The organism is Pseudoalteromonas piscicida (assembly GCF_002744175.1).
GTDB lineage: Bacteria > Pseudomonadota > Gammaproteobacteria > Enterobacterales > Alteromonadaceae > Pseudoalteromonas > Pseudoalteromonas piscicida_B.
The window spans coordinates 119823-130659 of the sequence record NZ_NKHF01000025.1; the positions used below are offsets into that span (position 1 = coordinate 119823).

The 10837-nt window shown below is 44.7% G+C and carries 6 protein-coding genes; 2 read left to right on the top strand and 4 right to left on the bottom strand.

The annotated features are described in order from the left end of the window. Nucleotides 1-53 precede the first annotated feature (53 nt). Nucleotides 54-3239 carry an efflux RND transporter permease subunit gene (locus tag CEX98_RS05935; RefSeq protein WP_099641191.1) on the bottom strand — a complete coding sequence of 1062 codons (3186 nt, stop codon included), beginning with the start codon at nucleotides 3237-3239 and terminating at the stop codon, nucleotides 54-56. 2 nt (nucleotides 3240-3241) lie between these two features. After that, a complete protein-coding gene (locus CEX98_RS05940; protein WP_099641192.1) occupies nucleotides 3242-4417 on the bottom strand; it encodes an efflux RND transporter periplasmic adaptor subunit in 1176 nt (391 codons plus the stop codon). A 202-nt stretch (nucleotides 4418-4619) separates the two neighbouring features. Here CEX98_RS05940 and CEX98_RS05945 point away from each other — a divergent pair, with 202 nt between their 5' ends. Together CEX98_RS05945 and CEX98_RS05950 are read left to right on the top strand one after the other, a co-directional pair. Then, on the top strand, nucleotides 4620-5543 hold the full coding sequence (locus tag CEX98_RS05945) for a sensor domain-containing diguanylate cyclase (protein WP_099641193.1): 924 nt from the start codon (nucleotides 4620-4622) through the stop codon (nucleotides 5541-5543). A gap of 124 nt (nucleotides 5544-5667) precedes the next feature. Then, nucleotides 5668-7386: an alkaline phosphatase D family protein gene (locus CEX98_RS05950; protein WP_099641194.1), complete on the top strand. Its 1719-nt coding sequence runs from the start codon at nucleotides 5668-5670 to the stop codon at nucleotides 7384-7386. An 86-nt stretch (nucleotides 7387-7472) separates the two neighbouring features. Here CEX98_RS05950 and CEX98_RS05955 read toward each other — a convergent pair whose 3' ends face one another. Then, nucleotides 7473-8420 carry a metallophosphoesterase gene (locus tag CEX98_RS05955; protein ID WP_099641195.1) on the bottom strand — a complete coding sequence of 316 codons (948 nt, stop codon included), beginning with the start codon at nucleotides 8418-8420 and terminating at the stop codon, nucleotides 7473-7475. Nucleotides 8421-8502: 82 nt separating this feature from the next. Then, on the bottom strand, nucleotides 8503-10398 hold the full coding sequence (locus tag CEX98_RS05960; RefSeq protein ID WP_099641200.1) for an alpha/beta hydrolase family protein: 1896 nt from the start codon (nucleotides 10396-10398) through the stop codon (nucleotides 8503-8505). Nucleotides 10399-10837: the final 439 nt, after the last annotated feature.

Below are 10837 nucleotides of genomic sequence, written 5' to 3' on the forward strand. Positions count from 1 at the left end.
ACGTGAATAAATGCGTAAAAAAGGCCTCAGGATAAAGAGGCCTTTGAACTTGATTACTCGCTAACCGCGGTAGTCTTATCAATCTGCGGCTGTGCTTCGCGGATTTTCGGGATATACATTCGTTTGGTCATCGCCATAAAGAATACTGGTGTGAACAACAGTCCAAACAGGGTAACGCCTATCATACCTGAGAATACTGCTATCCCCATGGTTTCGCGCATTTCGGCACCTGCCCCCGTGGCGAGTACCAGAGGCACTACACCAGCGGTAAAAGCGATAGACGTCATTAAAATAGGACGCAAACGTAATTTACAGGCTGCAATAATAGACTCAAGGTTAGTGTTACCTTGTTCGTATTTCTCTTTAGCAAACTCTACCATCAAAATGGCGTTTTTACAGGCTAACGCAACGAGTACTATAAGTGCTATCTGGGTGAATATGTTGTTGTCGCCACCGGTTAACCACACACCAATAAGCGCAGACAAAATTGTCATCGGCACGATAAGGATAATTGCAAATGGCAACTTAAGACTTTCATACTGAGAAGCCAACACCATAAAGACCAGCATAACAACCAGAGGGAAGATATACACCATGACATTGCCAGCCAAAATTTGCTGATAGGTCACCTCTGTCCATTCAAATGCCATACCTTCGCTGAGTGTCTGCGCTAATACCTTCTCTATTGCAACTTGTGCTTGGTCTGACGAATACCCAGGTGCAGGACTTCCGTTTAATTCCGCGGTAGGGTAGCCATTATAATGCATAACCCTATCTGGTCCGGTTGTTGGAGTCACTTTGAGCACAGCGCCTAACGGCACCATTTGCCCGTAATTGTTCTTTACCTTGTAAGACAATATTTGTGACGGATCTGCTCTGAAGTCAGCATCAGCCTGCGCGGTAACCTGATATGTACGACCAAATAGATTGAAGTCATTTACGTACATCGAACCTAAATAAATTTGTAGCGCATTAAACACTTCTTCGAGCGGTACACCTTGTACCATGGCCTGCTCACGGTCAATATCAATATCCATTTGAGGCACTTGGATCCTAAAACTTGAATACAGTCCCATTAATTCCGGCTGTTGTTGTGCTTTTGCTATCACCGCTTGAAGATCTGCAAAGAGTTTTTCAAAACCTAAATTGGCTCTGTCTTCTATTTGTAGCTTGAAGCCTCCAGTTGTGCCTAGCCCTTGAATGGGTGGCGGCGGAAAGACCGCAACAAACGCTTCGTCTATAATCGCAAATTGTTGATTGAGCTGCGCGGCAATAGACGCGGCATAAAGCTCTGGAGATGTACGGTTTTCAAATTTGTCTAATGCCACAAATACAATCCCGCTATTAGGGCTATTAGTGAACCCATTTACCGATAAACCAGGAAAAGAAACAGAGTGAAGTACACCGGGTGTCTGCAGGGCAATTTGCTCCATATTACGTACGACTGCTTCTGTTCTATCTAGACTTGCTGCGTCAGGTAACTGTGCAATTGCGACAAGATACTGTTTATCCTGCTGTGGAATAAAACCACCAGGAATGGTGCTAAATAGCTTAGTCGTAGCAAAAATCAGCCCAAGGTAAACAACTAGCACAATGGTACTCAATCGGATCAGCCGTTTTACTAGTGCTACATATCCTCGTGCAGCGTTATCAAAGAATCGGTTAAATGGTTTAAACAACCAGCGACCAAAGAGCTTGTCTAATAGGATGGTGAGTTTGTCTGGTTTTGCGCCATGCGGTTTTAATAACAAGGCTGCCAGTGCCGGAGACAGTGTCAGCGAATTAAACGCGGAAATGAGCGTAGAAATTGTAATTGTTAACGCAAACTGCTTATAAAATTGCCCAGACAACCCAGTAATAAAAGCGGTTGGAATAAATACTGCACACAGCACTAAAGCAATTGCGATGATCGGCCCTGTTACTTCAGACATCGCCTGTTTGGTTGCCTCAAAAGGCGCTAAGCCATTTTCAATGTTACGCTCTACGTTTTCAACCACAACGATAGCATCGTCCACAACGATACCTATCGCCAGCACTAAACCGAAAAGAGACAAAGTATTAATGGAAACTCCTAGCCACTGCATTGCGGCAAAAGTACCAACTAAAGACACTGGCACGGCCACTAAAGGGATGATAGAAGCACGCCAAGTTTGCAAAAACAGAATAACGACGAGTACAACCAGGACAATTGCTTCAAGTAAGGTTGAGATAACCGCATCGATAGACCCACGCACGAAAATGGTCGGATCATAAACGATGTCATATTCCACCCCTTCAGGAAAGCGAGTTGAGAGCGTTTTCATGGTTTCCCGTACTTGATCAGACAACTCAATGGCATTAGATCCCGGACGCTGGAAGATGGGCATAGCAACGGCTTCGTTACCATCAAGCAATGCACGTAAGGCATAGTTGTCTTGTCCCAACTCGACGCGGCCTATGTCTCTCAATCTGGTGATAGCACCATCGTTTGACACACTAACGATAATATTTTCAAATTCTTGAGTATCTGCAAGGCGACCTTTTACATTTAACAGTATTTGAAACTGGTTGTCGTTTGTTGTTGGTTGGGCACCTAAGGATCCGGCAGCGACTTGACGATTTTGTTGTTGGATTGCACCAACCACATCGCTTGGGGTTAAATTGCGCTCCGCTAGCTGTTCAGGGTTTAGCCAAACTCGCAGTGCATATTTGCCGCCGCCAAACAGTTTTACATCTCCAACACCGGGAAGGCGGGCTATTTCGTCTTTGACATAGATATCTGCATAGTTCGACAGGTAACTGGTGTCATGAGAACCACTTGGAGAGACTAAATGAACCACCATAGTTAGGTCTGGGGATGCTTTTTCAGCAACAACCCCTAAGCGTTGAACCTCTTGTGGTAGCCTCGGCGTTGCACTATTTACTCGGTTTTGAACCTGAACTTGTGCTCGGTCTAAGTCAGTCCCCAGCGCAAACGTGACTGTAAGGGTAAGTCGGCCATCGCTGGTTGCTTGAGAAAACATATACAGCATGTTTTCTACCCCATTGATCTCTTGTTCCAGCGGTGTTGCCACCGTTTCTGCGATAACTTTAGGGTTAGCGCCTGGGTAAGTTGCAGACACAACAACCGTTGGCGGTACGACTTCAGGGTATTCACTAACCGGTAATTGAAATAAAGAAATCGCCCCCGCGATGAGGAGCACCAGCGACATCATGGCCGCGAAGATAGGGCGCTTAATGAAAAAGTGCGAAAACTTCATTATTAGTTTAATCCTTGTGAAGACTCAGTGGGTGTCATCGCAATGGTTTGCGTGGTAATACTGTCGGGTAAGGTGAGTGTGACCGAGTTGGGACTAATAGGCATACCTGGTCCAACACGAGCAGGTCCGTTTACGGCAATGCGCTCGCCTGCACTTAGGCCTGATTCTACCGCGCGAAATTCACCATAACGGTTGCCGAGCGTGATCAGCCTATACTCCAGGGTGTTTGAGTCATTCACTACTAACACAAAGCGGTTTTTGAGATCAGTACCTACGGCACGGTCGGGAATAAGCACACGCTCGTTTTGTTCACCAGAAGAGAGGCTAACTCGAGCAAAAGAACCCGGTCTCAAATAGCCGTGCTGGTTATTAAATGAAGCGCGTACTTTAAGCGTCCCTGAGTGGTCGTCTATTGCGTTATCAACAAAGTCTAATTGGCCCATAATAGGTTGAGTTTCACGACCGAGTAGCTGGAGCTTTACTGGTAGCGGCTCACCATCCGTGACCGATGCAAATTCGCTATTCCAAGTGCGTTCATCAATGTCAAAGTACGCATACATTTTGTCGGTGGCGACAATCGTTGTTAGTAGCGTATCATTGGCGCGGATAGTATTACCTTGGGTAACTTCGGCAAACGAAATCTTACCACTGATGGGGGCCGTGACTTTGCTAAATTCTAAGTTTAGTTGTGCAGCTTTAAATGAAGCGCGCAGTGCATCTAGCTCGGCTTCTCTTTGCGCGGTTAGTGACACGCGAGCATCAACTTCCTCCGTTGAGATGGCTTTTTGTTTACTTAAGCGCAGCGCTCTTGCTGATTCGCTTTTGGCTTGAGAAAGCGCCGCCTCTGCTCGTTTCACTTGGGCGGCAAGGCTTGCCACCTCGGCAAGGAAGGTGCGATCGTCTAGCTCAAAAAGTACATCTCCTTTTTGTACTGTATCACCCTCTTTAAAGTTTACCGAGCGAACCACACCTGTGACTCGAGCTCTAAGTGTGACTTCATTCGGCGAAGAAAGACGCGTGGTATAAGTATGCCAATCGGCAATATTGATTTGTGGTGTTGCAGCAACATCAATCGGTTGTAGTGGTGCTGTTGGTGCCGTGTTTTGCTCGGCTTCACCGCAAGCACTAAGCAGTAGTAGCGCAGAAATAACAGTAACAAGTTGCGTTGGTTTGAACATAGTTCCTCCTTTGTGTATGGAGGTAACTATACGTTTCATTTGTTGCCTTAAATATCGGATTATTGGAATATGATTGGTGTCAAATTGGAATCAATATAATATCCACCGCAATTAAACCGTCATTTTTTTATGATTTGCCTCAGATCTAAGATAAATCTGTACGATTGAATTAAACTATAGAAAAGCCTAAGGAAGTCGATTTATGTCTAGCGCTAATAGTTTAGAATTTTTACTGAGTGAAGTACTTAATGCCAGTGATGATGCCGTTGCCATATTGGACGAGCGGAGCGTGTTTAGTTTTTGCAATAAGACAATGGCTAAGATTATTGGTCAAGCTGCTGAACATATTATGGGGCGTACATTAAGCAATATATTTGACCCACAAATAGAAGATACCTTTGATGATAGAATTGATGGTGATGAGCTAACGGAATGGTTTTTGGGCTTAAGTCATGGCTTTGAAGCGGACTACCCCGAGTTTGAAGTGGATACCTTAAATGGCGAGTTTTTTAGGCTAAGGAGCTTTGCAATTCAAGGTAATGCGCGTGTGGTTTATGGTGATAATATCACCGCAAGTAAAACCATGAAGAGTGAACTTGAACACTTGCACAAAGAACTAGATTTCATCAGCAAGACCGATCCGCTAACCGGTGTCGCTAGTCGGCGTCAATTAAGTGAAAAGATAGACAACCAGATAAAACTCTACGAGCGATACAAAACGCCGTTTAGCGTTATTATCACCGACCTAGACTATTTCCGTGTGATTAATGAAAAATTTGGCCATGAGGCTGGAGATATGCTCTTGGTTCAATTTAGCTCACTCTTAAGCGATATGTTACGCGACACCGATTTAATCGCTCGGTTAGGGGGAGAGGAATTTGCGTTAGTATTGCCCAATACTTGCCTTGAAAGTGCCTCGCTGGTGGCTGAGCGCGCGCGGAATATGATTGCGCAAACCTCATTTCAAATTGCGGTTGGTGAAGAGGTTAATATTACTAGTTCGTTTGGAGTTGCAGAGTTCGGTGCTGGCGAGTCTGGGGTTGAAAGTATTATTCGCCGAGCAGATGCCATGCTGCTTGAGGCCAAAAGCAGCGGGAGAAACTGCGTCATTCCGTTTTCGCAATAATGAGATTAGACCAGTCGTTAAAATGTCATAATGCTTGATTAAGCTAGTTCCTTTAATAAGTAACCTCAGGTTAAGTAAATAGATGCGCCAGCCGAGCGCATTTTGCAGTTAAGGAACAATAACCATGGCAAGTTTTACCCGTCGAGATTTTATCAAAAGTGCATTAATGGGCGTAGGTGCTGCAACGATTTCAGTTTCACTGGTTGGGTGTGGCAGTAGTGACAGCAAAGCGGTAGCAACGAATGACTTTGCTGTATCGTTTAATCATGGTGTGGCGAGCGGCGACCCATTAGCTGATAGCGTCATTCTATGGACTCGAGTGACGCCAGAAGGCACCCCATCCAGCGTTGATGTCACCTTACAAGTCTCTGAAACCGAGGATTTTGGGGTACTTTTACAAAGCCACCAGCTTTCAGCTCTCGCTAAAAATGACTACACAGTAAAGGTGGATTTAAATGGCCTTAGCGCCAATAGTCGCTACTTCTATCGCTTTGTTACCAAAGACACACACTCGCCAATTGGTAAGTGTAAGACCTTACCGGTAAACGATGTTACTGAGGTGAAACTGGCCGTGATGTCTTGTGCCAATTATCCAGCGGGCTACTTTCATGTTTATGCACAAGCTGCCAAACGCAGCGATCTTGATGCCGTATTGCATTTAGGCGACTACATTTATGAATATGGTATGGGTGGCTATGCAACTGAAGATGCTCAAGCGATGGGACGTGATTTAGAGGCTGATAATGCCGAAGAGATCCTGTCATTAGATGACTATCGTCGTCGGTATGCTAAGTATCGTACTGATGTAGGTTTACAAGCACTGCATGCCAGCGTGCCCTTTATCGCAGTATGGGATGATCATGAGGTGTGTAACGATTCCTATATGGGCGGAGCGGAAAACCATAACGAGGGAGAAGGAGAGTACTCAGCAAGAAAGCTAGCAGCACTTCAGGCGTATTATGAGTGGATGCCGGTGCGCCCTATGGTGAAAGGTCAGCTAGAAAGCCTATATCGAAAGTTTGAGTTTGGTGATTTGCTGTCGCTCTATATGTTAGATACGCGTCACGAAAGTCGAGCTCAGGCTCTGGATTATCAAAACTATATCGACCCAGCAACAGGGCAGGTTGACTTTGAGGGATTTCAAGCGGATTTAAGTTCCCCTTCACAGCAGCTCTTAGGTGTTAATCAGCTCACTTGGCTTACCGATAACATCAAAACATCAGCCGCTAAATGGCAGGTTTTGGGGCAGCAGGTGTTAATGACCAAAATGATGATCCCAGCGGAGTTATTGATGTCGTTAGCTAACCCGTCGGCGCAAATGTCAGCGCAGTTATCAGAACTTGCTCAAATCAAGGGAAGATTGCTTGCAGGAGATCCAAGCTTAACAGAGCCAGAAAAAGCCCGTGTAACTTTTACCGCACCTTACAATTTGGATGCATGGGACGGTTATCCTGTTGAACGTGAGGTGATTTTACAAACTGCCAAGGCTGCGAATAAGAATTTAGTGGTGGTGGCCGGTGATACGCATAACGCTTGGTCTGGAAAGCTTCGTAATGCCAAAGGTGAGGTATGTGGCTACGAATATGCTACAGCGTCGGTTAGCTCACCTGGCCTGGAGCAGTATTTGCAATTGAATGATGAGCAAGCGCTACAGTTTGCGGACGTGTTGCAATTACTAGTAGACGACCTTGAATATGCCAACATTCATCAGCGCGGTTACTTGACGTTAACCTTCACAAAAGAAAAAGTACAAAGCGAGTGGCACTTCGTGAATACCGTAAAGCAAGAGCAGTTTGAAAGCCACAATAAACAAACTGAGCTAGTATTGTCGCTAAAGGGCTAATAATTAAATACTGGAGAAATCCCAAAGCAGCGATCCCCCTTGAAATCTAGGCGCCGCATGAAGCGGCGCTTATTTACGCAAGCGCCTTATGGCTGCTTACACGCATTTATCTTTGCCTTGGACAGCAGAGGTTTTACGTTAAACGGCTGTTTTTTATCTTGGGCTATCTTCACCCTAGCAATATCCAAATATTGAAAATCCCCAGGTGCGTTGAGACGCCATAAATTGCTAGACTGCTTTGAAAAACAAAACTCTCCAGTGTCACCGTGAATTAGTAACAACGGGTAATCGAGTTTGGCAGCGTATTGAGCTAGTGTTTCTCGATATAACTGATAACCATCACATTTGGCCTTTGAATTCTTATCACAACGGCCCGAATGTTTTTGGGGCTGGTACAGATCTGCTTGCAAAAACACCACCGCGGCGGTGTTTTGTTCTGCTAGATGAGCCGCCAACCATTTCATATTTTCTGTGTCGCGCCGATGAGACTCTGCATGCACCGCTTTTTTATCAGATAGCAATATTTGTCGTCTGCCATTATTAGTCCCTGGCACATGTAACGTAACAAACTGCACGTCATCAACACGCCATGCCTGGTTTTCAGGCATACTTGATTGACGTTCAAAGTGCGGTAAATTAGGCTTTTGTACAGCAAAATGCTCGCGCACAAAGTTAAGTCGTTCTAACTCGTCAAACTTTGGGTTTAGCGCTTCTCGGTCGCAGTCTGTCCAATCGTTATCCCCTGGGGTATAAATAAATGGTTGATGGCTAACTGACGAAATTAACGCATAGTTTTGTTGTAGCAAATCATCGGTACAAGGCGCCGCACCGGCTTTCATATCGCCCACATGAACGATGAAGTCGTGCTTTACACTTGCTGCTTGCTTTACCAGTGCCCCATTGGGCTTAGTTAGCATTGCCTTGTCCATTTCAGAGTAGGGCATATCACCGAACACTAAAAATGAAGTTGCATGCGCATTAAGCGACAGCAGCGTACTCATACATGCAATCGCAATGGGCTTTAATAGTTGCATCGTTCCTCTCCTTAAGTGGCGTTTTTTATTATACGGTAGCGCCATGACGATTGTTTTAAATGGTTTATTAAATAACCTGAGGTTACTTAAGATGCTGTTCAAAAAATTCGAGAAACGCCGTTAAAGTGTTAATCCTATGCTCTTGATAACTTAAGTGATGGTTTCCGTCTTCTAACTCAATGTATTTGAATGCTTTATCATAGTCCTCTAGCTCATTTGCCATATCTCGACTGTGGCCGACAGGGACGACCTTGTCGTCATCGCCATGGATCAGCAAGATTGGACGATTAATTTGTTTGGCATAGTTCACTGGAGACTGAGCCGCCAATTTATCCATATCTTGACCAAACTGGTCTCGAACTAATTCTTTATTAGTGAAAAAGCGTGCCCGGCTGACAATTGACTCCAGATCAGTAACACCTGCAAAACTTGCGGCACATTTGAAGGTTTCAGGGTGCTTTATAACCGCCATTAACGCAGCATAGCCTCCATAGCTTGCGCCACCGATGCAAATTTTGTCTTTCAATGCGTAGTTTTCTTTTATCAACCAGTTAGCTGCATCTTGGAGGTCATCTTGCATTTTACCGCCCCAATCTTCATTTGCCTCAGTCAAAAAGTCAAAGCCGTAGCCAAACGAGCCTCTGAAGTTCGGCTGAAAAACAACAAAACCACGACTTGCTAATAACTCAGACCAATAGTCGAACCCGGCATAATCACGGGCATAGGGGCCGCCATGCGGAAAAACAATAGTAGGGGCTGCCGCAGTAAACTGTTTTGGCAAGGTTAAGTAGCCCTCAATCTCAAGGCCGTCTCGGGCTTTAAATGATACACGGTATTTACCAAGATATTGTTCTCCAGTGATATCTGGGTATAACCGGCCAAGGCCAATTAGCGACTTGGTTTCTCTATCGCCAAATAGATAAGTGTCGGAGTCTTGGTCAGAGTCTCCGTAGGCAATATACTTTTTATTGTCTGCACTCATGCTAATGATAACAGTATCGTACGATGGTAATGCAGCCTTTAGCGAACGCTGTAATAGCTTTCGGTCTTCATCCCAATACACTCTTGAGTTTTCCACATTTGAGTGACTAAAGCCAATTGCACGCCCGTCATGACTGTAGATAATACTGCCGTCAAAATCGTAATCTGGGTCTGAAAATACCAGCTTTGGTAACATGGGACGTTGGGTAACATCCGCTTTAAATAATGCCGTTTTACCTTGGTGTAGAGCGGTTAAATAGATGATATTAGGATCTTTATCAAAACCAAGGATATGAATCGCTTCAGGGCCTCTAGCTTGGAAAGTATATAACTCAGTAAGGTCCTTGGTGTTGTTATCATACAGCATGTAATAGGCGTTAATTCCGTCAATTCCATAACCAATTCTTACATTGCCCTGCTGGTCGGCAATCCAACTTGCTATTTTACTACGGCCACGAACTAGCTTTTGGCGACGATCTTTTAGTAAATCAAGTAGGTAAACACTTGGTTTGTTGGGAATATCAAAATCAGTTTGTACTAAAACTTTATTGGGTTGTTGTGGCAGTAGACTGATCACACTATCTTGAAACTGGGCTAAACGTTGATTGCGATAGGGCTGGTTGATTTGCACGAGCTTTTCGGATGGGTCACGTAAATTGTACTTAAACAAGCGTGATGAGGTGTATTTTACCCCTCTTTGTACCTCGGTATAATTCGCACCAAAAATTAGCAAGTCATCGGTAGCCCAGTCGTACCAACTTAAGGCAATGGATTTGTTGTCGGTTTGCAATACCAATTTCTTTTTATGTGTTTTTAGGTCGTGGACGGTTAGCACCAGCTTACCATCGTAGTTTTGTAAATAAGCCACGGCTTTTCCGCTCGGAGAGAGGGCAACTTGACTGATATTTGGGAGTTGGGCGTAACTTTTTATCGGTAGCTGTGCATAAGCTGACAAAGATAAAACAAGTGAAAAAACGAAGAGAATGGCTTTTTTCATAGGGAAATTGTTAAACGAACGCTGTGTATTTATATTAGCAACATTATCTCCTATTTTTAGATAAGATAGCAATTTTGCGCGCCACATAAATTTGTAGGAGTTGGATCACCCTGCGAGCTTTTTGGTGAGGTATCGCCACATAAAGTGGCTCCTACAACCGGTGGGTGCAGGTTTACCCTGCGATCATCTTGGTGAGATATCGCCACATAAAGTGGCTCCTACAACAGGTAGGAGCAGGTTTATCCTGCGAGCTTTTTGGTAATATATCTCCACATAAAGTGGCTCCTACAACAGGTAGGAGCAGGTTTATCCTGCGAGCTTTTTGGTAATATATCGCCACATAAAGTGGCTCCTACAACAGGTAAGAGCAGGTTCACCCTGCGATCATTTTGGTGAGGTGTCGCCACATAAAGTGGCTCCTACAACAGGTGGGTGCAGG

What these genes read in the sequence shown, in the direction of transcription:
- CEX98_RS05945 (WP_099641193.1), top strand. Translation starts at nt 4,620, where the DNA reads ATGTCTAGCGCTAATAGTTTAGAATTTTTACTGAGTGAAGTACTTAAT.
- CEX98_RS05960 (WP_099641200.1), bottom strand. Translation starts at nt 10,398, where the DNA reads ATGAAAAAAGCCATTCTCTTCGTTTTTTCACTTGTTTTATCTTTGTCA.
- CEX98_RS05955 (WP_099641195.1), bottom strand. Translation starts at nt 8,420, where the DNA reads ATGCAACTATTAAAGCCCATTGCGATTGCATGTATGAGTACGCTGCTG.
- CEX98_RS05935 (WP_099641191.1), bottom strand. Translation starts at nt 3,239, where the DNA reads ATGAAGTTTTCGCACTTTTTCATTAAGCGCCCTATCTTCGCGGCCATG.
- CEX98_RS05950 (WP_099641194.1), top strand. Translation starts at nt 5,668, where the DNA reads ATGGCAAGTTTTACCCGTCGAGATTTTATCAAAAGTGCATTAATGGGC.
- CEX98_RS05940 (WP_099641192.1), bottom strand. Translation starts at nt 4,417, where the DNA reads ATGTTCAAACCAACGCAACTTGTTACTGTTATTTCTGCGCTACTACTG.